This window comes from Sulfitobacter sp. G5_S2_6_S6, assembly GCF_054968505.1.
In genome coordinates this window covers 286,296-309,713 of record NZ_JBQKUI010000004.1, presented here as the reverse complement: position 1 = coordinate 309,713, position 23,418 = coordinate 286,296, and the positions used below count along the sequence as shown (strand labels likewise).

Annotated in this window: 22 protein-coding genes; 9 read left to right on the top strand and 13 right to left on the bottom strand. The window is 61.0% G+C overall.

Features of this window, described 5'->3' with window-relative positions; translation table 11 throughout:
- The 5 genes from ACTRWK_RS09800 to ACTRWK_RS09780 all read right to left on the bottom strand — a co-directional run bounded on the left by ACTRWK_RS09800 (position 1) and on the right by ACTRWK_RS09780 (position 5,362).
- Positions 1-906, bottom strand: coding sequence for an ABC transporter permease subunit (locus ACTRWK_RS09800; protein ID WP_005852503.1), 906 nt, complete (start codon positions 904-906; stop codon positions 1-3).
- 1 nt (position 907) lies between these two features.
- Positions 908-1,915, bottom strand: a complete 1,008-nt coding sequence (locus ACTRWK_RS09795) for an ABC transporter permease subunit (protein WP_289081985.1) — start codon at positions 1,913-1,915, stop codon at positions 908-910.
- The gene (locus ACTRWK_RS09790) at positions 1,909-3,018 is read right to left on the bottom strand and encodes a M24 family metallopeptidase (protein ID WP_289081986.1); all 1,110 of its coding nucleotides are present in this window, start codon (positions 3,016-3,018) and stop codon (positions 1,909-1,911) included. Before ACTRWK_RS09790 ends, ACTRWK_RS09795 begins: the two co-directional genes overlap by 7 nt.
- 93 nt (positions 3,019-3,111) lie before the next feature.
- Complete coding sequence (locus ACTRWK_RS09785; RefSeq protein WP_037943869.1) at positions 3,112-4,701, bottom strand: ABC transporter substrate-binding protein; 1,590 nt, start codon at positions 4,699-4,701, stop codon at positions 3,112-3,114.
- 70 nt (positions 4,702-4,771) lie between these two features.
- Entirely contained in the window at positions 4,772-5,362 is a 591-nt protein-coding gene (locus ACTRWK_RS09780; protein ID WP_005852495.1) for a helix-turn-helix domain-containing protein, read from the bottom strand.
- A 360-nt stretch (positions 5,363-5,722) separates the two neighbouring features.
- On the opposite strand from ACTRWK_RS09780, the gene ACTRWK_RS09775 reads away from it, so the two are divergent.
- Positions 5,723-6,508 carry an HAD-IIB family hydrolase gene (locus ACTRWK_RS09775; protein WP_289081987.1) on the top strand — a complete coding sequence of 262 codons (786 nt, stop codon included), beginning with the start codon at positions 5,723-5,725 and terminating at the stop codon, positions 6,506-6,508.
- A 13-nt stretch (positions 6,509-6,521) separates the two neighbouring features.
- Positions 6,522-7,742, top strand: a complete 1,221-nt coding sequence (locus ACTRWK_RS09770; RefSeq protein ID WP_289081988.1) for a glycosyltransferase family protein — start codon at positions 6,522-6,524, stop codon at positions 7,740-7,742.
- Positions 7,743-7,766: 24 nt separating this feature from the next.
- Here the strand turns inward: ACTRWK_RS09770 and ACTRWK_RS09765 are convergent, their stop codons facing one another.
- The 5 genes from ACTRWK_RS09765 to ACTRWK_RS09745 all read right to left on the bottom strand — a co-directional run bounded on the left by ACTRWK_RS09765 (position 7,767) and on the right by ACTRWK_RS09745 (position 12,510).
- Positions 7,767-9,515, bottom strand: a complete 1,749-nt coding sequence (locus ACTRWK_RS09765; protein ID WP_289081989.1) for a sugar phosphorylase — start codon at positions 9,513-9,515, stop codon at positions 7,767-7,769.
- A 230-nt stretch (positions 9,516-9,745) separates the two neighbouring features.
- Positions 9,746-10,747, bottom strand: a complete 1,002-nt coding sequence (locus tag ACTRWK_RS09760; protein ID WP_462843917.1) for a diguanylate cyclase domain-containing protein — start codon at positions 10,745-10,747, stop codon at positions 9,746-9,748.
- Between the two features lie 44 nt (positions 10,748-10,791).
- Positions 10,792-11,388 carry a heme NO-binding domain-containing protein gene (locus tag ACTRWK_RS09755; RefSeq protein WP_386170623.1) on the bottom strand — a complete coding sequence of 199 codons (597 nt, stop codon included), beginning with the start codon at positions 11,386-11,388 and terminating at the stop codon, positions 10,792-10,794.
- Positions 11,389-11,506: 118 nt separating this feature from the next.
- Entirely contained in the window at positions 11,507-12,214 is a 708-nt protein-coding gene (locus tag ACTRWK_RS09750; RefSeq protein WP_462843900.1) for an HAD family hydrolase, read from the bottom strand.
- Between the two features lie 2 nt (positions 12,215-12,216).
- Positions 12,217-12,510: a DUF3572 domain-containing protein gene (locus ACTRWK_RS09745; RefSeq protein WP_064216042.1), complete on the bottom strand. Its 294-nt coding sequence runs from the start codon at positions 12,508-12,510 to the stop codon at positions 12,217-12,219.
- A gap of 89 nt (positions 12,511-12,599) precedes the next feature.
- Between ACTRWK_RS09745 and ACTRWK_RS09740 the strand changes: the two genes are divergently transcribed.
- Together ACTRWK_RS09740 and ACTRWK_RS09735 are read left to right on the top strand one after the other, a co-directional pair.
- A complete protein-coding gene (locus tag ACTRWK_RS09740; protein WP_462843899.1) occupies positions 12,600-14,009 on the top strand; it encodes a diguanylate cyclase domain-containing protein in 1,410 nt (469 codons plus the stop codon).
- Positions 14,010-14,066: 57 nt separating this feature from the next.
- Complete coding sequence (locus ACTRWK_RS09735; RefSeq protein ID WP_462843898.1) at positions 14,067-15,044, top strand: DMT family transporter; 978 nt, start codon at positions 14,067-14,069, stop codon at positions 15,042-15,044.
- Here the strand turns inward: ACTRWK_RS09735 and ACTRWK_RS09730 are convergent.
- A complete protein-coding gene (locus tag ACTRWK_RS09730) occupies positions 14,977-15,669 on the bottom strand; it encodes a thiamine diphosphokinase (RefSeq protein WP_005852476.1) in 693 nt (230 codons plus the stop codon). The genes ACTRWK_RS09735 and ACTRWK_RS09730 overlap by 68 nt on opposite strands.
- Positions 15,670-15,806: 137 nt before the next feature.
- Here ACTRWK_RS09730 and ACTRWK_RS09725 point away from each other — a divergent pair, with 137 nt between their 5' ends.
- Entirely contained in the window at positions 15,807-17,993 is a 2,187-nt protein-coding gene (locus ACTRWK_RS09725) for a hypothetical protein (RefSeq protein ID WP_462843897.1), read from the top strand.
- A gap of 105 nt (positions 17,994-18,098) precedes the next feature.
- On the opposite strand, the gene ACTRWK_RS09720 is transcribed toward ACTRWK_RS09725, so the two are convergent.
- Both ACTRWK_RS09720 and ACTRWK_RS09715 read right to left on the bottom strand, forming a co-directional pair.
- The gene (locus ACTRWK_RS09720) at positions 18,099-18,329 is read right to left on the bottom strand and encodes a DUF2842 domain-containing protein (RefSeq protein ID WP_260005315.1); all 231 of its coding nucleotides are present in this window, start codon (positions 18,327-18,329) and stop codon (positions 18,099-18,101) included.
- A 54-nt stretch (positions 18,330-18,383) separates the two neighbouring features.
- Entirely contained in the window at positions 18,384-19,679 is a 1,296-nt protein-coding gene (locus tag ACTRWK_RS09715) for an adenylosuccinate synthase (protein WP_005852471.1), read from the bottom strand.
- Positions 19,680-19,894: 215 nt separating this feature from the next.
- Here ACTRWK_RS09715 and ACTRWK_RS09710 point away from each other — a divergent pair, with 215 nt between their 5' ends.
- From ACTRWK_RS09710 to rlmJ, 4 genes are all read left to right on the top strand, one after another.
- A complete protein-coding gene (locus tag ACTRWK_RS09710; RefSeq protein ID WP_289081994.1) occupies positions 19,895-20,290 on the top strand; it encodes a DUF6524 family protein in 396 nt (131 codons plus the stop codon).
- A gap of 120 nt (positions 20,291-20,410) precedes the next feature.
- A complete protein-coding gene (gene secG / locus ACTRWK_RS09705) occupies positions 20,411-20,779 on the top strand; it encodes a preprotein translocase subunit SecG (protein ID WP_037943847.1) in 369 nt (122 codons plus the stop codon).
- A gap of 177 nt (positions 20,780-20,956) precedes the next feature.
- On the top strand, positions 20,957-22,606 hold the full coding sequence (locus ACTRWK_RS09700; protein ID WP_005852465.1) for a CTP synthase: 1,650 nt from the start codon (positions 20,957-20,959) through the stop codon (positions 22,604-22,606).
- A gap of 24 nt (positions 22,607-22,630) precedes the next feature.
- Entirely contained in the window at positions 22,631-23,413 is a 783-nt protein-coding gene (gene rlmJ, locus ACTRWK_RS09695; RefSeq protein WP_005852463.1) for a 23S rRNA (adenine(2030)-N(6))-methyltransferase RlmJ, read from the top strand.
- The last annotated feature ends 5 nt before the right edge of the window (positions 23,414-23,418 follow it).

Sequence of the window (23,418 nt, the reverse complement as noted above, 5' to 3'; positions counted from 1 at the left end):
TCAGCTCCGTTTCAGTTTCGGATCAAGCGCGTCGCGCAGGCCGTCACCCATGAGGTTGATCGCCAGCACGGTCACAAGGATCGCCACGCCGGGGAAGGTCACGACCCACCAGGCGCGCAGGATGAACTCGCGTGCTTCGGCCAGCATCGTGCCCCATTCAGGTGTGGGCGGCTGCGCCCCCATCCCCAGAAAGCCCAAGGCCGCGGCATCAAGGATCGCGGTCGAGAATGACAGCGCGGCCTGCACGATGATCGGCGCAAGGCAGTTGGGCAGCACGGTGACAAACATCAGCCGGAAGATCCCTGCCCCTGCCACACGCGCCGAGGTCACGTAATCCTTCTGACGTTCCGACAGCACGCTGGCGCGGGTCAGGCGCACATAATGGGGCTGCAACACAATCGCGATGGCGATCATCGCGTTGGTCAGCGACGGCCCGAGGATCGCCACCAGCACCAGCGCCAGCAGCAGGGACGGGAACGCCAGCACGATGTCCATGACACGCATGATGATGCTGTCGACCCATTTGGGCGCAAAGCCCGCGATCAGCCCGATGATGATCCCGCCGGTCGCCGCGATAGAGACAACGACGACCCCCACAAAGAAGGAATAACGCGCGCCCACAATCAGGCGCGACAGCATATCGCGCCCGAGCGGATCGGTGCCCAGGATATGGGTCCAGCTGCCGCCCTCTTGCCACGCGGGGGGCTGTAGGGTGGCGGCGCGGAATTGCTCTGTCGCGTCATGGGGGGCGACCCACGGACCGAACAGGGCCAGAAAGGCAAAGACCGCAAAGATCCATAGCCCGATGACAGCGCCGCGGTTTTCGCGGAAGTAGAACCAGAATTCGCGCAAGCGGCCCGGACGTTCCTGGACCATTGCGGCTTCGGCAGAGAGTGCGTCGTCCATGTTATCGCTTTCTGATTTTGGGGTTGATGACGCCGTAAAGCATGTCGACGGTCAGGTTCACGACCATCACCATCACAGCAATCAGCAGCAGCCCGCCCTGAACCACGGGGTAATCGCGGCGGAAAATACTATCGACCATCCACTTGCCGATGCCCGGCCAGCTAAAGATGGTTTCGGTCAGGATCGCACCGGCCAGCAGTGTGCCGACCGACAGACCAATCACGGTGATCACGGGGATCAGGGCGTTGCGCAGGGCGTGGATGCTGTTGATCCGCCCCGGAGACATGCCCTTGGCGCGGGCGGTGCGGATGTAATCCTCGCCCAGAACCTCCAGCATGGCCGACCGCGTCTGGCGTGCGATCACGGCCAGCGGGATTGTCCCCAGCACGATCGTTGGCAGAACCAGATGGCGCACCGCTGACAGGAACGCCCCCTTCTGACCCGACGCCAGACTGTCGATCAGCATAAAGCCGGTGGGGTTGGGGAAGTAATACAGCAGATCAATCCGCCCCGACACAGGCGTCCATTGCAGGTTGCCCGAAAAGACGATGATCAGCAGCAGCGCCCACCAGAAGATCGGCATCGAATAGCCCACGAGCGCCGTGGACATCAGCGCCCGGTCAAAGAACTTGCCCCGGTTCACCGCCGCAATCACCCCCGCCGGAAGGCCAAGGGCGATGGCAAAGATCATCGCGCAGACCGCCAGCTCAAGCGTGGCTGGGAAGAGGGTGAAAAACTCGTCGAACACCGGGCGTTTGGTGACAAAGCTATTGCCCAGATCGCCCTGAAGCACGCCGGTCAGATAGTCCCAGAATTGCACATAGATCGGCTGGTCATAGCCGAATTGTTTGGCCAGTTGGGCATAGCGTTCATCAGAGATGCCGCGCTCGCCCGCCATAACCTGGATGGGGTCGCCCGGCAGCGCGCGGATGAACCCGAAGGAGATCAGCGTCACCCCGATGAAAGTCGGGATGAACGTCAGCAGTCGTCCCAGAACATAGTTCAGCATTTTATCACCATCAGCTCTTTGGGGAAGTTGGTCAGCGTTTCATAGCCGTCGTCGGTAATCAGCACGTCATCCTCGATGCGCACGCCGAAATTTCCGATCTCGTAGAGGCCGGGTTCATTGGTGTAAACCGTTCCGGCGGGTAAAGTCATGTGGTTGCCCCGCATGATATAGGGGGCCTCGTGGACCTCGCGGCCCAGACCGTGGCCGGTCTTGGTGCGGATGCGGTCCCCATAGGGCGAGGCTTCCAGCACAGAGATCACGGCATCGTCGATGTCATGCGCGGTCACCCCCGCGCGGGTCACGGCAAGCCCTGCCATATTGGCGCGCAGCACGGTGTCATAGACATCGCGCCCCTCGTCGGTGACGTGATCCAGAAAAACGGTGCGGGTGATGTCGGCGGCAAAGCCGTTCTTGCGCGCGCCAAAGTCCAGCAGCAGCGCATCGCCCGCCTTGACCGCGTAATCCTCGCGCGCATGGGCATGGGGCCGGGCCGAGCCATCCGCGGCGGCCACGATGGGACCAAAGGACAGGTCATCCGCCCCTTCCGCAAAAAGCGCCTGCACCAGCGTCTGTTCGATCTGCTTCTCGCTCTGGCCCAGCTTGACGCTGTCCAGCGTGCGCTGAAGGGCGCGTTCGGAAATGCCGATCGCCGCGCGCAGGGCGGCGATATCCTCGGGGGTCTTGATCATCCGCAGGGCTGAGATTTCGCGCTCTGCATCGGTGATGATCAGATCGGGCTGTGCCTGTTTAAACGCATGGTGCACGAACACGCGCATCACCTGCCCTTCGACCGCCAGCGACGAGATCCCCAAATGCTGCGTCAGCGCGGCAAAAGCATCGGCATAGCCGGTCTGGTCGCGCCAATCAAACACCGCGCCGTCAAAGCCGACCGTGTCCCAGCTCCCCAGTTCAAGGTTCGGCAACAGCACCGCCGCAGGTTTATCCGCAGGGATCACCAGAACAAAGGGGCGTTCGTGGCTCATGAAGCTTTGGCCGACAGCGCGCGAGAAATTGGGTCCGGGCACCAGCGCCACGGCATCGACGCCCAGATCGGCGGCCACAGCGGCATAGTCGGCAAGACGTTGAGAGAGGTTCTTTGACACGGGGGGCTTGCGCCTTTCGTTAACGTGGCCGGGGCCTAGAATAAAGGAAGGGACGGCGCGACATGCACCGTCCCCATTGCTTTGTCATCGCTGTTATTGCGACAGGCCAACCTGGTTGAAGATGTGGCCACCCAGCGGGTGCACAACATAGTTTTCAACTTCGGGGCGCATTGGCATGTAAACAACCGAATGCGCGATGGTGGCCCAAGGGGCTTGGTCCTTGAAGATTTCCTGCGCTTTTTCATACAGCGGCGCACGCTCTTCTTGTGTTGGCAGAACCTTGGCTTCCTGAACCAGCGCGTCGAATTCCTCGTTGCACCATTGTGCGCGGTTGGATTTCTCTACGCCGTCACAGCCCAGCAGAACCGCGAGGAAGTTGTCGGGGTCACCGTTGTCACCTGTCCAACCCAGCAGAACGGCACCATCGCGGTCTTTCGCTTTGGAACGCTCAAGGTATTCACCCCATTCGTAGGACACGATCTCTACGTCGACACCGACCTTCGAGAAGTCTTCCTGCATCAACTCGGCCATACGGCGGGCATTGGGGTTATAGGGACGCTGGACCGGCATCGCCCAGATTTTCAGCGTCAGGTCGGATACGCCTTCGGCTTCCAGCGCGGCTTTCGCGGCTTCCGGATCGTATTTGTCGTCCTCGATCGCATCGTTATAGGACCACATTGTCGGCGGCAGCGGGTTCTTCGCGATTTCGCCGGAGCCTTGGAACACCACGTCGATGATCGCTTGCTTGTCGATCGCCATGTTCAAGGCTTTACGCACATTGGCGTTGTCGAACGGAGGCATCTGCGTGTTATACGCCAGATAGCCCACGTTCAGCCCCTCTTGCTCCATCACGACGACATCTTCGGCGTCTTTCATCGCCTGCACGTCCGCAGGGTTCGGATAGGCCATGACGTGGCATTCGCCCGCTTGTACCTTCTGGTAGCGTACGGAGGCATCCGGTGTGATCGCAAAGATCAACGCTTCGACTTTGGCTGGGTCACCCCAGTATTCGTCGTTGCGCACGTAACGGATCACGGCGTCTTTCTGGTAGGCTTGGAAGGTGAACGGGCCGGTACCGATAGGTGCCTGGTTCAGCATTTCCGGCGTGCCGGCTTCCAGCATCGCGTCGGCATATTCCTTGGACACGATCGAAGCAAAGTCCATTGCCATGTTCGCAATGATCGGCGCTTCGGCGCGGGTCAGGTTGAACTGAACGGTGTAATCATCAACCTTTTCGATGCTTTCGATCAGGTCAGGCATCGACATCGCACCGTAGTATTCCCAGGTGCCACCCGATACTTGGTTGTAGGGGTTGTCGGCGTTGCCTTGACGGTCAAAGCTAAAGATCACGTCATCGGCGTTAAAATCGCGTGTGGGCGTGAACTGGGCGTTGCTGTGAAACTTGACGCCTTTGCGCAGCTTGAACGTTACGGTCTTGCCGTCTTCGGACACCTCCCAGCTTTCGGCCAGCGCGGGAATGGTTTCGGTGGTGCCGACCTTGAATTCCGCCAAGCGGTTGTAGATCGGGTGGCTGGACGCATCAAAGGTCGTGCCTGCGGTATACAGGGCCGGGTCAAAGCCTTCTGGCGACCCTTCCGAGCAATAGACCAGCGACTGCGCCTGCGCCGCAACGCCAAGCGTGCTCAGCAGCAGGCCCGTGGCCATGATATTCTTGAAAGACATTCGATTTACTCTCCTAGTTGGTAAAGTGTTATCTCCCCACGGCCTCTCTGGGCCGATGAGGGCGATAGGGTTAACGCCTGAGGGGTAACATTTCGCGCGAGCTCTCTGCCGGCGCGGCCTCACTCTGTCCGATTTCCCCGGACTTATCGTATTTCATGCGACCGACCCATAAGATGCGGGCCTGCCGGTCTGTTCTGTTGGCCCAGCAATGGGGCGTGGTACCCAGATAATGCAGGCTGTCGCCCGCCGTCATCAGATACTCCCGTTCGCCAACCATCTGCGAGATCTCACCCTCAAGGATATAGATGATCTCTTCGCCAACATGGGTCACCGTTTCGGATTCATAGCCGGGCGGCACGTTCATCACATAGGATGTCATCTCGTGGCCCGCGCGTTCGGCACCGATCTGTTCATATTCAATCGACGATCCTGCCACCGCGAAACGGGGCCTTGCGGCACCGCGGGTCAGGCTGTCGACCGTGCGCGGGGTCCGCACGAAAAAATCCGCATCAACGTCAAGCGCGGCAGCGATCTGGCTCAGCGTGCCAAGCGTCGGTGTCGCGTTGCCGCGTTCCACTTGGCTCAGATAGCCCACCGACACACCGGAGGCCGACGACAGCTGCTGCAATGTCATCGCCATCCGATGACGCTGCATCCGCATGCGGTCGCCTAATCCCTCTGGCGGCGAAAGCGCCGCCGCCTGTATCGCAGTTGTTGACAAATAATCCCCCGAAGCACGCTTTGGCGTATCTTGGCGCTCAGACTGTCGCGCAACTTTGTTTACGTCAACAATAAAAATTATTGTCAGAGTGAAAACACAGCCCTTGGTCGCGACGTCACCTGACCTCTTTTACACCGGACCCTCCCCCGAACGCGCCCATGTGATTCTATTTATACGTGCGCATCCACGCAGTCCAGTTTCTGCACATTTTTTAGGCAAAAGCTAGAAAAACAATGCAAACCGCGCGATGAACACCCGTGCCCAGTTGCAACAATCGGTCCCGCACCACACGCTTGATCTATGGCTATGTCTTTACCCCTGCTGGTGTTTACCGACCTTGATGGCACGTTGCTGTCACATAGTTCCTATCGCTGGGATGCGGCCACACCGGCCTTGGACGCGTTGCGCAATATCGGGGCCGCAGTGGTGTTGGCGAGCTCGAAAACCGCGCCTGAGATCGCAGAGATTCGCGCCGAACTGGCATGGGATCACTGCCCCGCGATCATCGAAAACGGTGCCGGTATTTTACCGCCCGACAGCACCGACATGCCCAAAACGGACAGTTACGTGCGCCTGCGCCACGCGCTCGACAGCCTGCCTGCGGAGCTGCGCGACCCGTTTTGCGGGTTCGGCGATATGACGGTGGCACAGATCGCACAGATCACCGGCCTGTCGCATAATGACGCCGCCAACGCGGCAGAGCGGGCCTTTTCAGAACCCGGCATCTGGTCGGGCAGCGCCGAGTTGCGCGGCGCATTTATCGACGCCCTGCACGATCACGGTATCCATGCCCGTGAAGGGGGACGGTTTCTGACCCTCTCCTACGGGCGCACCAAAGCCGACCAGATGGCCGCGCTGACCGACGCCTTTGCGCCGCGCCATACGCTGGCGCTTGGCGATGCCCCCAATGACATAGAGATGCTGCAAGCAGCCGACTTTGGCGTCATTGTCGCCAACCCGCACCGCGACCCCCTGCCCCCGCTGCACGGTGAGGACACCGGCAGGATCACCCGCACCACGCTCCCCGGCCCTGCCGGATGGAACGGTGCCGTGCTGGACCTGATCGCGCGGCTTAACCTGAACTAAGGAATGACAAAGCATGGCTGATTTTCATCAAAACGGGAATATCGCGACCCTGCACAATCTGCGCACCCGCTCGCTGGACGAAATGACCTACGAGCTTGAGACGTTTGCCCAGACCCGCAAAATGGCGCTGATCCTGCCTTGTCTCTACTCCGAACTAGAGACAGAGGCGATGCCCCGCATTCTGGCAGAGCTGTCCAAGGTCACCTATCTGCACCGCATCATCATCGGTCTGGACCGCGCGGACGAGGCACAGTTCCGCCATGCGAAAGAGTTCTTCAAGGGCCTCAACCAGAATCACATCGTGATCTGGAACGACAGCCCGCGGATGCTGGCGCTTGGCGCGCAGCTCAAGGACATGGGCCTCGCCCCCGCCGAACAAGGCAAGGGCAAGAACGTCTGGTCCTCGCTCGGCTATCTGATCGCCTGTCAGGACAGCGCGGTGATGGCGATCCATGATTGCGATATCGTGACCTATACCAACGACCTGCTGGCGCGGCTGATCTATCCTGTCGCCAATGCGAATTTCCCCTATCAGGTCGCCAAAGGATATTACGCGCGGGTGGGCAGCGACAAGCTGAACGGGCGGGTCACGCGGCTGCTGGTCAGCCCGCTGCTGATCGCGCTGAAAAAGGTCGTGGGCGACCGTGATTATATCGATTACCTGCGCGCCTTCCGCTATCCGCTCTCGGGCGAATTTGCCATGCGCACCAATATCTTGCCCGATCTGCGCATCCCCTCCGACTGGGGGCTGGAGATCGGCGTGCTCTCAGAGGCATGGCGCAACCTCGCGCCGAAATCCGTCTGTCAGGTCGAAATCGCCGACGACTATGACCACAAGCACCAAGATCTGAGCGAGACCGACGCCGATGCGGGGCTGAACCGCATGTCCACCGACATCTGCAAGGCGATTTTCCGCAAGCTGGCGGCAGACGGCACCGTGTTCACGCCCAATGTCTTTCGCACGCTCAAGGCGACCTATTATCGCTGTGCGCTAGACCTGCTGGATGCCTATTACAACGACGCCAAGATGAACGGGCTGAGCATCGATCGCCACAAGGAAGAACGCGCGATCGAGCTCTTTACCGAGAATATCATGCGGGCGGGACACTTCTTTCTCGATAACCCGCACGAGACCCCCTTTATCCCCACGTGGAACCGCGTCCACGCCGCCGCGCCCGAGTTCCTTGCCAATCTGCGCGAGGCCGCCGCAGCGGATGACGCAGAATACAACTAGCTGAGGGCGGCGCGGGCGGCGGGGTCAGAACCGGTTGGTGATCCACATGCATTGATAGGGAGCCAGCGTGATGTGATCCGCGCTGGCGTCAATCAAATCACCGCTGATCAGGTCCTGCCAGGGTTGATCCTCGATCAGGTTTAGCGCCGCCGCCGAAATCCCGACAGAGGCGTCGCTGACGTTGTGCAGCGCAAAGATCGACTGTTTGCGGTCCAGACTTTGGCGCCACACGCCGAACACGCGGTCATCTTGCAGGTTCACGGTGAATTGCGTCGCATTGGGGTGAAACGCCTTTTGCTTCTGCCGCACCTTTAGCCGCGCTGACAGATCGCCCAAAACGCGCGCCGGCGCGCTGGACGCATCGGCCAGCTGGTCGCGCAAGCTCGGATAATCCCATCGGTGTCGGTTGATCGCGCGACTCATCCCGCGATGTTCGACCTGCGCGTGATCATTGGGCGTCGCCAGCATGGCGTGGATGTAGAAGGCGGGTATCCCCTCCAGCGACATGACGATGGTCTGCGAACAGATGAACCGTGCATGATGATGGTTATCCTCGCCCTTAAAGGTCCGCGACAGCGCGTCGTAAAAGGTCGTGTTCAGCTCGTACGGGCTTTGCCCGCCGTCGGGCAGGCTGCGCATCGACACCAACCCGCCGACCTGTAGCACCGTATCAATGACCTGTTGTTTTTCATCCTCGGGCAGCAACCCTTCGGCGGGGCGCATGCCGATGCCGTCGTGACTGGCGGTGAAGTTCAGATAGGCGCAGCCCATGGGGGCCGGTGGCATCGTACGCTGCCAGCGCCTCAGATGCGCCCCATTGCCCGACATCATCGCATGCAAGATCAGCGGCGGCAGCGGGAAATTATAGATCGCATGAGCCTCGTCCCCTGCCCCGAAATAGCTGAGGTTTTCAGCCTTGGGCACATTGGTTTCGGTCAGCAGGATGATCTTTTCCGGCGCATAGTCGCACAGCAACCGCATCAGCCGGATAATCGCATGGGTTTGCGGCAGGTGGATCGACGGGGTGCCGATCTGCTTCCACAAGAACGCCACCGCATCCAGCCGGATGATCTGCACGCCATTATCCACATGCAGGCGGATGATCCGCAAAAACTCAAGCAGCACCTCGGGGTTGCGGAAATCAAGGTCGATCTGGTCATGGCTGAAAGTGCACCAGACGTGGCGCGGGCCGCTTGAGGTTTCTACCTCTTGCAACAGCGGCGTCGTGCGCGGGCGCACCACCTCGCGCAGATCATCCTGCGGCGAGGCTTCGAAAAAGAACTTGTCATAGGGGGCCTGCCCCTGACGGTAGGCGTTGAACCAGTTCCCCTGGCTCGACACATGGTTCAGCACCAGATCGGACATCAGCGTGAAATCGGCGGCGATGCGGTTGATATCAGGCCAATCCCCAAGCTGCGGGTTCACCGCGCGAAAATCGGACACGGCAAACCCGTCGTCAGAGGTATAGGGGAAGAACGGCAGGATATGCACGCTGTTCAATGTGCCGCGCAGGTAGCGATGCAGGAAGTCGTTCAACAAATCCAGCGGCTTATGCGCCCCGTCCACGATAGAGTTGCCATAGGTGATCAGCAGCGCGTCACGTTCCGACCAAAGCGCATTGCCGGCAATCCGGCCTCTTTTGCGGCGGGTTGCCCCCTCGGGCCAGAAGGCATCAAGCACCATGCTGGAAAGGATGTCGGCATCCAGATCGGGATAGACCTCTGCCAACAACGCGCTAAGCCGAGAGCCGAGAGAACGGGCACTGTCCGTCATGATGTCCTGCCTTGCCTGAATATCCTTTCCCAAAACCCTAACGCAGCCGCGCCCGTGTGACGAGCAGCCAAAAGCGGTGCCCCCATAATCCTGTCGCCGCTGCCCCCTGCGGCGCGTTTTAAGGCAAGCTGCACAATCTTGAAGCATTGCGCAGATTGAACGCCCGCAGATCTAAAGGCCCCGCAATTATGACGCGTACCAAAGCCAGCACGCCCAGCGCCCGCCGTCATCTACTGCAGCGCGTGTGGTTTCTCCCTCCGCTTCTGCATGGCGTCTGACACAGTTTCATCGTGCACCGTGTGCCGCGCACGCCCGGCTTGCTTAGAGCGGTAAAGCGCCGCATCGGCGTCCGACAGGACATCTTCGGCCACGGCGTCCTGCCCCGCTTTGACCCCTATGCTGCCGATGCTGGCAGAGATTTGGCACGCCGCGCCATCAAATTTGATCGGCTGTTCCAGTCGCGAGATGATCCGTTCGGCGACCTGTGCCAGATGCGCGCTGCCGGCAACCCCAGGCAGCAGCAGGGTAAATTCGTCACCGCCGACGCGGGCGACGGTGTCGATGTCTCTTGTTGCTTCCACCATGATCCGGGCCGCGGTTTGCAACACGTGATCCCCCGCCGCATGGCCCAGGCTATCGTTCACCGCCTTGAAGTAATCCAGATCGATCTGCATCACGGCAAACCCCTTGTTCCCCGCGATAAGCCGCGACAGCACGTGATCCATCGCGCGCCGGTTTTTCAAGCCAGTCAGCGTATCGGTAAACGCTTGCTCCTCCGCCGCGATCTTTGCGACCTCAAGCTTCTGGTTCAGCGCACGCGATGCCGCCATCGCCGCCGATTTCGCCTCCATCAGATAAAGCATTTCGACCGCGAGGTCGGTCGGCGCGAAATCGGCATTGCTCAGACGATGGGTGCGGACGCCGTTCAGGATCGATATCCCGAATGACAGGTTTATCAGACAGTCGGTTTCCGAGCCTTCCATCTGATCTTCGCCACAAGGCAGTGGGACCAGAACCCCTTTAAAAATCTGCTCGGGCCGGTCGTGCAACGCCAGATGCAGCTTGCGCCCCGCCATTGGGCGAATTTGCGCAATACTGTCGGCCATATTCGGTCGGCGCATGACAAACTGGTCGAAAAAACTGCTCCCGATCCAAGTGCCACGATGGCGCAGTTTGTGGATGGTGGGGCCCACATGCCGGATACGTCCGCAGGGCTGCACGATCACATGCATCGGGCATAGCACATCCAATGCCGCCTCATAAGCTGCCCCACCTGTCACCCGCGTGCACCCAGATCAAAGCTGCGCCCCTGCGCGTAGTGCCGGTCAATAATCGTGACGGTAATCACTTCCCCCTCCGGTGGGGCGGCTTTGCAATCGAGCAGGGCCAATGTGCCATAGTCATCCGCAATCACCCGCATCACGCCCATCATCACATAGCCAAAGCCTTGCACTTTCCCGCGACAGGTGAGCGTAAAGCGCCAGTCATCAAGCTGCGCGACCTCCATCTGGGGCAGTTGCAGGTCTTCCACGGCGAGGGTGGCACGTTCGGGCAAGTCGTTGAGCGAATGCAAGAACTCTTCAAAATCGTCGCCGCCAAAGCGCAGCAAGCGCCGCACGCCTTCGCGGTCGGGGTTGGACACAAGCCAGGCACCCAGATCTTCCAGAAGATCGGGGATCGCGCGTTTCATCACGGCAGACAGGCGGTTGATAACCCGCGGCGTGATGGCATCATCATAGGTGAGCATCGGTTCAAAATCCGCCGTGCCCATAACGGCGCAAAGATCGGCGCGCAGGGCGACCTGCGCCCAGACATGGTGGCCAAAGCTATCCAGCACGAACCGTTGGATCGTATGGTTGATCAGCCCGTGCATCGCGCCCCTTTCCGCCGTTTCACGGGGAAGATGGCGGAGGAGAGTTAACAAAGGCCGAAGGCTAAACCTCCGACGCGGCGGAATGCGCTTTGGTTTTGTCTCAAATGCAAACTAGCTGTCAGCCCTGCGGGTCATGCCTCTGCCCGTCCAGCCACGCGGGCAGATGGCCGATGTCGGGCAGCACCACATCGGCGGCCCCTTCCAGGTCCTGACGTGTGGCCAGCCCCGTCAGCACCGCAACGCAGGCCATACCCGCCGCACGGCCCGCCGCCATATCGTGCAGGCTATCCCCGATCATCGCGACTTCCGACGGGTCCACCCCCACGGCTTTGGCAAACGCCATGAGCTGCCCGGGCGTGGGCTTAGCACCGTGGCCGCTATCGAAACCTGCGATAAAGTCAAAATATCCGGTCACCCCCGCGCCGCCCAAATGCGCACGGGCGGGCGCCTCGGCGTCATTGGTGGCGACGCCAAGCACCAGCCCGCGTGCCTTGAACGCCTCTAGCAAGGCAACCAGCGGCACCGCCTCTGCCTGAGGGGCGTTTTCGGCCTCGTGGTTCAGCAGATCTAATAGATCCGTCTTCGCCATCTCGGCCACATGGGGGGCCAGCGCATCAACGACTTCCCCCGGTGTGCCCGCAATAACAATACTGTCGGGCGAGAATCTCTGCGTTCGGTAATCAAAGCCGATCTGCTGCCCCAGCAAAGCCGCTCTTTCTCCGTCTCCCTTGCTGATCCGGGTGAGAAAAGCATTGGCCCATGCCTCCCATGTGGCGGCGAAATCGAACAGGGTTCCGTCTTTGTCGAACAGCAGCGCTTTGATCATTTTCAGGTCCAATTCATCTGCGCGCCACCCGGAAGCGACTGACGGGCTTGCATGATACGATCGTAAGGGATGTTCACCGTATCACAAAATCCCGTGACCCAGGCGTCATCCATCATGATGAAATCCAGAACCGCCCCAAGAAACACCGGATCACCGGCCTGCGTGCGCAGGTCTTCGGCAGATGCGCCCGTTGATCCCATAAAGGTGGGCATCAGGTCTTCGTTCGCGGCCAGCCAGGCCAAGGCCTGCAGGGCGACCGTCTCGGCGGCATCTAGCTTCATCATATTAATTTCCATCACGGTTTCTCAAACGAAACCCTTTGTTAACCAATCACGGCAACAAAGGGCGCTTAAGCCAGTTACACGTGAGTGGAGAATGAAGACAAGTGCCCGGTAAAGTCCTGATTGTGGATACGGTTGCGACCAACCGCATCGCGTTGAAAACCAAACTCATGTCCGCCTCCTACGAGGTATGGCAGGCGTCCACCGTGGCACAGGCGGTCGACATCTCGCGCCGGTCGGGGCCTGATCTGGTCATCACGGCGCATCATCTGGACGGGCAGGATGCGACGGCCCTATGCACGATGCTCGCGGGGTCGCCGCGGACATCACGGATACCTGTCTTTGCCTTGGCCGATGGCGCGGCGCTGTGTTTGCACCTGCTGGCGAATGGCGCACAGGAAGCAATGGTCAAACCTGTCTGCGACAAGCTCTTTCTGGGACGGGTGCGCAGCATGATACGCGCGGGCCACGGGGCCAGCCACACGGCCATGCGCGACGCGATGTGCCCCCCGCTCGGGCTGGAAGAAACCGCCGCCACCTTCACCCGCCCGGGCACGTTCCAGATCGTCAGCCATGACAAGGCAGAGACACAGGTGCATGTCACCCAGCTACGCAAACGTCTGCGGGGGGCTGTCAGCCAGACGACCATCCGCGACGCGTTGACCGGTATCCGGCAGAACGCGCTGCCCGATGTCTTCATCCTGACCCTGACCGGTGTCGAGACGCGCGACGAGGCGCAACTGCGCCTGATCTCGACCCTGCGGGCAAATACGACGACGCGGCACTGCGGTATTCTCGTGCTGCAATCGCGCCCCCACCCTGACGGTGCCGCCCATGCGCTGGATCTGGGGGCCGACGACCTGATGCAGCATGGCTTTGATATCGAAGAACTTTCGCTGCGGCTGACCGGGCTCCTAGCGCGCAAACAGCAGGGTGACACGATCCGGCGTGATGTCGATACACGCCTGCGCGAAGCGGTTTTTGATCCGCTGACAGGGATCTACAACCGCCGGCACGCCCTGTCAGAGGTCGCGCGGCTGACCGTGCGCACCCGCCGCAAAGGGATACCGCTGGCCGTGATGCTGGCAGACATAGACCACTTCAAACGCGTGAATGACGCTTTCGGCCATGCCTCGGGGGACGCCGTGTTGATCGAGACAGCACGCCGGTTGAAATCATGCCTGCGCCCGCTCGACGTTGCCGCCCGCATTGGAGGGGAGGAATTTTTACTCATCCTCCCGGGCATCACAGAGGCAGAGGCCACCCGGATGGCCAAACGCATATGCGAAGCCTACCGCACGACGCCATTTACCATCCCCGCCAGCGCGCAGCCTATCCATGCCACGATCAGCATCGGGCTATGTACCGCACAGCCTGAAACCAGCGACGCCTTCCCCGCCCCACTTGATGCCTCGGCCATCGCGGCAGAGCTGATCGACCGCGCGGATCAAGCTTTATACAGTGCGAAACACCGAGGGCGCGATCGCGTCGGTCTGATCAGGTCAGCGGCGTGAAATCATCCTCTCCCCACGGTTGCAAAGCCGGAAAAATGCCGCCACTCTCGCCGCGATATGCCTGCACATCCGGGGCGTATCCCCCTGATCCTCGACAAAGGCTTTGCCATGCTGCCCGATAAACCGATGACCGGTATTGCCATGATGCTTGGCTTTTGCATCGTTGCCCCTGTGGGTGATGCGATTGCGAAACTGCTGGGGTCCTCCGTGCCGCTGGGTCAGGTCGTGTTTATCCGCTTTGCCGTGCAATTGCTGATCTTGCTGCCGCTGGTACTGCTGACGGGCAGGCCGCTGGCGATGCGGGGCCGAACGCTGTGGCTCGCCTTTGTGCGCACAGTGCTGCATGTCATCGGGATCGCGATGATGTTCACCGCGTTGAAATACCTGCCGCTGGCCGATGCGGTGGCGATTATCTTTGTCATGCCCTTCTTTATGCTTCTGCTCGGCAAATACGTGCTGGGGGAAGAGGTCGGCACCCGCCGGCTTCTCGCCTGTATCGTCGGCTTTTGCGGCACACTGCTGGTGGTGCAACCCAGCTTTGCCGAGGTGGGCTGGCCCGCATTGCTCCCCGTCGGCGTAGCGCTGAACTTTGCGCTGTTCATGCTGGTGACTCGGCAGATCGCCAAACACACCGACCCGATCAGCCTGCAAACGGTCAGCGGGTTTATGGCCGTGGTGATCCTGCTGCCCTTGCTGGGTCTGGGTCAAACCGTAGCGGTACCCGCCTTGGGCTGGCAGGTCCCTGATGCAAACGCCTGGATGCTGCTGATCGCAATCGGCGTCCTTGGCAGTGTGGCCCATCTGCTGATGACATGGTCCTTGCGCTACGCCCCCTCGGCCACGCTGGCACCGATGCAATATCTCGAAATTCCCGTGGCGACGCTGGTCGGGTTGATCGTCTTTGGCGATCTGCCCAATGCGCTGGCGGCGCTCGGGATGGGGATCACCATGGCCGCCGGTCTCTATATTATTCTGAGGGAGCGGGCCACGCAGCGGCGTCTGGCTGCAGCAGCGATTGTGCAACCTGCGGAATGAGCACCCTGGGCACCATCACCAACGCAGCGGGACGATCGACCCTAAGGGTCGCGGGCCCCGTCGCACGGTTCGATGTCCCCAACCGCCCCAGCGGCGAAAGCTCTAGCCCGTCGAGCGGCCACTCAAGCCCGCTGCTTTCCCCGTGGACCGCCGCCAGCGGGTATATCGACACCACATCCCCCGCCCGTGTCGGCAGATCAAGCCGGGGCGGCGCGAGGAAAATCACCTGCTCTCCGGCGATGAGCAGGCAACGCTGGTGCGGATGCCGCGCCAGAGAGCTCAGGGCGGCAAGCTGATGGTCCACGCGCCCGCCAGAAAACCCCACCGCCACGATCAACGGCGCGGCCACCGACCGCAGCGCCTTGTCGAAATCGGTGGTTTCCTGCTCTGCCAATTTAAACTGCCGCGCGAGCGGGATTTGCGACAGGGTCTCGGGCGTGACGGAATCGAAATCCCCCACCAGCGCCGCGATCTCTACGCCTGCGTCGCGGGCCAGATTTGCCCCGCCATCGACCGCCACACACATCGGGGCAAGCTGCAACGCCTCGTTCAGATCGTTCGGACCGGGCTGCCCGCCCCCGATGACGGTGACAGGGCTGCGGCTTGCCACAATGGTTGTTTTCACGCGGTTTTACCTCAAATTGGAAACAATGCCGCAATTTTGACATTAAATGATACGTTGCAGGGCACAGATTCGAGCCGAATTGGTCTTGAACCTTATGGTAAACAGTAAGCTGCAAATAGGCAGAGGACGACCATCCGATGATGAATAACAACAAAATTCTGACGGTCTCATACGGCACTTTCTCGTGCACGTTGGAAGGCTTTGACGATTCATTCGGCACCATGAAGGCCATCGCAGAGTATTTCCGCGACCTGTCGTCGGAGGATCGGTATTTCGGTGCGGAACCCGCACAGCCCGATGCGGAGATGCTGGCCCATATCGCCCAGAAAGAAATCTCGCGCCGCGTCGAGGCGCGCCAGCAGGACGGTCAGATCGTCCTGAGCGCGCAGACCCCGGAAGAACCCGCAGCGCCAGCGCAGCCCGCCCCTGCGCCCGAAGCAGCCGAGACCCCCAAGACACCTGCCGCACCGCAGCCGCAGGTCAGCAGCACCGCTGCCGGTCCGTCGGTGGTGTCGACCTCCTTCGCGCCGCGCCGGCCCAAGGAAATCTCTGCCTATTATGACGCCTACCGCATTAACGCGCTGAAATCTGCCGAGGCAGAGGCCGCACCCGCGCCTCAGGCCGAAGCCGCCGCACCGCGCGACGAGGTGGTCAGCCGTGATGTTGCCGCGCCAAAGTCTGAAGCCACGCAGGCCGAAGCGGCCCCTGCTTCTGCGGCCCCCGCCCCCGAGGTGGATATCGTCCCCGGCCAACCCGACGAAGATGTCGAAGCGTTTTTCGCCGATAGCCCGCGCAACGAGGTGACCGTCGACGACCAAGACGCCGAAATCCAGCCCGTTGCGGCCCCTGTCGTTGATAGCATCGCGGCCAAACTGCAGCGCATCCGCGCCGTGGTCGCCAATCAGGACGCCCCCGCCGCACCGCAGCCTCAGGTCTTTGACGACGAGGACACAACCGACGCAGAAGACAGCACCGACGATGTCATCGCGAACGCGATCAACGACATCCAGGGCGCGCTGGACGCCGACGATACGGTCGAAGACATGGCACAATCCTCCGACCTCGAAGCTGAAAAAGACGTTGCCGCTGCACAAGAGAGTGAAGAACAGCACGAAGTCGTTGCGGCTGATGAGGTCGAAGAGGCTGACGCCGCGCAGGTTGACGCTGACGAAACCGGTGAAGCCGAAGAAGACACAGCGCCCCGTGGTCGTGTGCTCAAGGTCAAACGCGCCGACATCGACCGCGCCATCGCCGAAGGCGAGCTGGAAGAGGTCGAAGAAGACGCGCCTGCGGTTCTCGAAGAGCCTGAAAAACCCGCCCTGCGTATCCAGCGCGACCCCGAATCGACGCTCTCTGACGAGGATGAAGAAGATCTGGCCCGCGAGCTGGCCGAGCTTGAGGCAACATTGTCCTCCGCCGCTGCCGACACACTGACCGACGCGCCTGAGGAGGCCGAAGAAGCCGTCGCCGATGAGGACGACGCGCCCGAAGAAGAGACCGCCGAGGAAGCCTCGCAGGAAGACACGGCCCAGGAAGAACCCCTCGACACTGATGTTTCCGAGGATGACGCCGAAGAGGTACCAGCCGAAACCGAAACCACGGCAGAGCCCGAAGCCGAAGCCCCCAAAGCCGCCCCGCAACGCCGCAGCCTGCCAACGCTCGACGCGGACAGCGGCCCGGATATGAACCGCCTGCTGGCGGAAACCGACAACCAGATGGACGAACCCGAAGCCGCCACACGCCGCGACGCGATCACCCATCTGCGCGCCGCCGTGGCCGCGAAAAAGGCCGATATGGCCCTTGGTGCGCCCGATGCTGCGGAACGCGAAAACAACGCCTACCGCAACGATCTGGCCGAGGTGGTCAAACCGCGCCGCCCCGCGTCAACCACGGCCCGCACCGAACGCCCCGCCGAACCGCGCCCTGCCCCGCTGAAACTGGTAGCGGCACAGCGGATCGACACGGACCAGCCGCGCAATGTGGCCCCCGTACGCCCCCGCCGCGTCGCCGCCGTGGCCCCCGCGCCGGTGCCGCAAGCCGGTGGCTTTGCCGAGTTCGCCGAGGAAATGGGCGCGACCCAGCTTCCCGACCTGCTGGAGGCGGCCGCGGCCTATATGGCCTTTGTCGAAGGCATGGACGATTTCTCGCGTCCGCAGTTGATGAACACCGTACGCCAAGGCGGTGCCGAGGATTTCAGCCGCGAGGAAGGTCTACGCTCCTTCGGTCAGCTGCTGCGCACTGGCAAGCTGCAAAAGCTGGAAGGTGGCCGCTTCAAGGCCTCCGAACAGATCGGGTTCCAGCCGGATGCACGCGCAGCTGGCTAAGCGGGCAAGAAATGACAACCGAAACGAAAAACGGCCCCCGAGGGGGCCGTTTTTTTATGCGATAATTGTGATCAAAAACGCTCTAAGACGTGCAGGTGAAACAGGTTATTCTGCGTCCTGATCCGCGTTCGGGTCCGCCTGACCGATCCCCTTGAACACAAATTTGAACGGGATCGCCCAGACCACGCCAAGCGCGATATAGATCACCAGTTCGACCCAGAAAGGGGGCCGGTCAAACAGCGACACGGTGACCACCGCCGCAATGATATAGAGCGGCAGACCAATCAGCAGAATGACCAGCGCCCACCGGCGGCGTGCTTTATATCCAAGGGCCATCATGTCGTCCTTTCATAATGTGCCAAGGGCCCCGAAGGGCCCCGGCGTGTCAGATCAATCGGCGAAGGGGTCGGTGACCAGAATCGTGTCTTCCCGCTCTGGCGAGGTGGACAGCAGCGCCACCGGGCACTGGATCAGCTCTTCGACGCGGCGCACATATTTGATCGCGTTCGCGGGCAGATCGGCCCAGCTACGCGCGCCTTCGGTGCTTTCGGACCAACCGGGCATTTCCTCGTAGATGGGGGTGCAGCGGGCTTGCTGGTCGGCCGCTGTGGGCAGATAGTCCAACTGCTCCCCGTCCAGCTCGTAGCCGGTGCAGATCTTGAGCGTTTCGAACCCGTCCAGCACGTCCAGTTTCGTGAGCGAGATGCCGGTGACGCCGCTGGTCGCGCAGGTCTGGCGCACCAAAGCCGCATCGAACCAGCCACAGCGACGCTTACGCCCGGTGGTGGTGCCGAATTCATGGCCCCGCTCGCCCAAACGCTGACCGTCCGCATCATGCAGTTCGGTCGGGAACGGGCCTTCGCCCACGCGGGTGGTATAGGCTTTGACGATGCCCAGCACATAGTTGATCGCGCCCGGTCCGATGCCGACACCTGTTGCCGCCTGCCCCGCAATCACGTTCGACGAGGTGACGAAAGGATAGGTGCCAAAGTCGATGTCCAGCAGCGCGCCTTGCGCCCCTTCGAACAGGATACGCTTACCGGCCTTGCGCTTTTCGTTCATCACCTTCCAGACAGGTGCTGCGTATTCAAGGATCTTCGGTGCGATCTCTTTGAGCAGTTCAACCAGCCCGTCGCGGTCGATGGCTTCGACGCCCAGACCCTTGCGCAGCGGATCATGGTGCTGCAACGCGCGGTCAACGCGGGCTTCAAGCGTGGCTGTATCGGCCAGATCGGCGACGCGGATGGCGCGGCGGCCGACTTTATCCTCGTAGCACGGTCCGATGCCGCGGCCGGTGGTGCCGATTTTGGTGCCCTTTGATGCAGCCTCTTCACGGGCGCGGTCCAGCTCGCCGTGGTAGGGCATGATCAGCGGTGTGTTTTCCGCGATCATCAGCGTTTCCGGCGTGATCTCTACACCTTGGGCGCGGATCGTCTCGATCTCTTTCAGCAGGTGCCACGGGTCAAGCACAACACCGTTACCGATGACCGAAAGCTTGCCGCCGCGGACAACGCCCGAAGGCAGCGCGTGCAGCTTGTAGACCTTGCCGTCGATGACCAATGTGTGGCCCGCGTTATGGCCGCCCTGAAAACGCGCGATGACATCGGCCCGTTCGCTGAGCCAGTCCACGATTTTGCCTTTTCCTTCGTCGCCCCATTGGGCGCCTACGACTACGACGTTGGCCATGAAGATATTCCTTTAACAGTTCAAATAACCGTGCAAACCCGTGGAGGTATAGCGACGACCGTCGGGGACCGAAACTGTAAAATGCAGCCAAAACGCCGCCGCGTCATTTTTCTGGGCATTTATCAGCTTGGGGCCGTGAAACTTCGCAACGGACCATAGACTTTGCCCGGGCTGCACCGATATTCCATGCCGGATCAAAGAAGGAAGTACCGCAGATGGGATTCATCATACGTTGGGCCTGCGCCTTTGTCTTGCTGGCCGCGACCTTTAACCCGACCCCCTATAACTATGTCACCTGGGCGAAGCGATACGGGCATATGAACCTGTCCATCGCGGTGCTGCTGGGGCTTTTGCTGTTCATCGGCTACGTGATCTATCTCCGCGCGACGCTACGCTCTATCGGCGGGCTGGGGATGCTGCTGGTGCTGGCGCTGGTGGGGTCAAGCCTTTGGGTGCTTTATGATCTGCGTATTCTAAGGCTGGACAACCGCAGCTTTAACCTCTGGCTCGGCCTTGTCGCGCTGAGCTTTGTGCTGGGCATCGGCCTCAGCTGGAGCATCTTTCGCAGGGCGGTATCCGGTCAGGCCGACGTGGACGATGTGGAAACCTGACACGGGCTTTCACACGGGCTTTCCGCCCAAGCGGCACCGCGGGTGCCAATCCTCCCTTGCCCCCATAGACAAACTTGCCTAGACACGCCCAAAGTCCAAAACGCAGAGCCGTAGGTACCCATGGAAAATGTAGTCCTGATTGTCCATCTCATTCTGGCCCTTGGCCTGATTGCAGTCGTGTTGCTGCAACGGTCCGAAGGGGGCGGCCTTGGCATGGGCGGCGGCGGTGGCGGCGGGGCCGTTTCCGGTCGCTCGGCAGCCACAGCCATGGGCAAACTGACCTGGGTTCTGGCCGCGGCCTTTATCGTGACCTCGATCACGCTGACCATCATCGCGGCTGAAAAATCTGCCGGTTCTTCGGTTATCGATCGTCTGGGCGGCACGCCACCCGCGCTGAACCAGGGTGACGCACCAGCGCTGCCCGATGCCGACGCGCTGCTGCCACCGACACCTGCGGAAAATACACCGCAAGTGCCGACTGCGGATTAATCCAGACACTACAACAGCTTGAGGTTGGGCCAAGATACGCAACAGGATGTTGCGGCTTGGCCTTGCTTTTTCCATCCGAATCCTGTTAGGCTTAAGTCCCGTGATGCTGCGGTTTTCCGCAGCTCAATTGCTTGGCTTTTGCCGCATCAAATCTGAACTCACGGGGGCCTTCATCACATGGCACGCTATATTTTCATCACCGGTGGTGTGGTTTCTAGCCTTGGCAAAGGCCTTGCCTCTGCGGCCTTGGGGGCCTTGTTGCAAGCGCGCGGATACTCCGTCCGTCTGCGCAAACTGGACCCCTATCTGAACGTCGATCCCGGCACGATGTCGCCTTTTGAACATGGCGAGGTTTTCGTCACCGACGATGGCGCCGAAACCGATCTGGATCTGGGCCACTACGAACGCTTTACCGGCGTGGCCGCGCGCAAGACGGATTCGATCAGCTCGGGTCGGGTCTATTCCACCGTGCTCGAGAAAGAGCGGCGCGGCGACTATCTGGGCAAGACCATTCAGGTGATTCCCCACGTCACCAACGAGATCAAGGATTTCCTGCACGTCGGCGATGACGAGGTCGACTTTATGCTTTGCGAAATCGGCGGCACCGTCGGCGATATCGAAGGCCTGCCCTTCTTCGAAGCGATCCGCCAGTTCAGCCACGACAAGCCACGCGGCCAGTGTATCTTCATGCACCTCACCCTGCTGCCCTATCTCGCGGCCAGCGGCGAGCTGAAGACCAAGCCGACGCAACACTCCGTCAAGGAACTGCAAAGCATCGGGATCGCGCCCGATATTCTGGTCTGCCGCTCCGAACACCCCATCCCCGAGAAAGAGCGCGAGAAAATCGCCCTGTTCTGTAACGTCCGCAAAGAGGCCGTGGTCGCGGCCTATGACCTGAAAACCATCTATGACGCGCCGCTGGCCTATCATGCGCAGGGTCTGGATCAGGCCGTGCTGGACGCGTTCGATATTTCCCCCGCGCCCAAGCCCGAACTGTCGGTCTGGCGCGATGTCTCTGACCGCGTGCACAACCCCGAAGGCGAAGTGAACGTCGCCATCGTCGGCAAATATACCCAGCTGGAAGATGCCTATAAGTCGATTGCAGAGGCACTGACACACGGGGGCATGGCCAACCGCGTCAAGGTCAAGATCGACTGGGTCGATGCCGAGGTCTTTGATCAAAGCGATGATGTATCCGCCCACCTCGAAGGGTTCCACGCGATCCTCGTGCCCGGCGGCTTTGGCGAACGCGGCACCGAGGGCAAGATCAAGGCGGCGCAATATGCCCGCGAGCAGAAAGTCCCCTATCTGGGGATCTGTCTGGGCATGCAGATGGCCGTGATCGAAGCCGCGCGCAACGTGGCCGGTCTGACAACCGCAGGCTCGGAAGAATTCGACCACGAATCCACCGGCAAGAAACGGTTCGAGCCCGTGGTCTACCACCTCAAGGAATGGGTGCAGGGCAACCACAAGGTTGAACGCAAGGTCGACGATGACAAAGGCGGCACCATGCGGCTTGGCGCCTATGACGCGACGCTGAAAGAAGGGTCGAACGTGGCCAAAGTTTATGGCACCACGTCCATCGACGAACGTCACCGCCACCGCTACGAGGTCGATACCGCCTACCGCGAGCAGCTTGAAAAAGCGGGTCTTACCTTCTCGGGGATGTCGCCCGACGGCATGCTGCCCGAGATCGTGGAATGGTCTGATCACCCGTGGTTCATCGGCGTGCAGTTCCACCCCGAACTCAAATCCAAGCCCTTTGATCCGCACCCCTTGTTCAAGGATTTCATCCGCGCCGCCAAGGAAATGTCGCGGCTGGTCTGACCCTCGCGAAAGGCGGCCAACGGCATGCTCAGCTACCAACATATCTACCACGCCGGCAATCTGGCCGATGTTCACAAACACAGCCTGCTGGCGTGGATGTTGGGGTATCTGACCCGCAAGGACAAACCGCTGTCCTATATGGAAACCCATGCGGGGCGCGCGCTGTATGACCTGTCAGACACGCCCGCGCTGAAAACAGGCGAGGCGGCACAGGGCATTGGCCGCGTGCGCGGCTGGTTCGACGATGCGCATCCTTACGCAAAGGTGCTTGACCAGATCACCGCTGAACATGGCGCAGACGCCTACCCCGGTTCGCCCCTGCTGGCGGCCAAGCTGCTGCGCGACAGCGACAGCATCCATCTGGCCGAACTGCACCCCGGCGAACATGCCGCCCTTGATCTGGCGATGTCGCCCTATGACGTCAAATGCCACCACCGCGACGGGTTCGACATGGCTTTCGCCCTGACCCCGCCCACCCCGCGCCGTGGCCTGATGCTGATTGACCCCAGCTTCGAGATCAAAACAGACTACGCCGATATCCCGCGCCACATTGGCAAGCTAGCGCGCGCGTGGAACGTGGGCATCATCGCGCTGTGGTATCCCATTCTGACCAATAAAGCGCATCAACCGATGCTCAGCGCGCTGATGGGGGCCCACCCCGAGGCCCTGCGTCACGAGGTCAGCTTTGCCCCTGCCCGCCCCGGTCACGGGATGGTCGGTTCTGGCATGTTCGTGCTGAACCCGCCCTTTGGGCTGAAAGAAGAAGCGGCCCGTCTGGCGGCCAAGTTCAAAACCCTACCCCGATAAGGAGC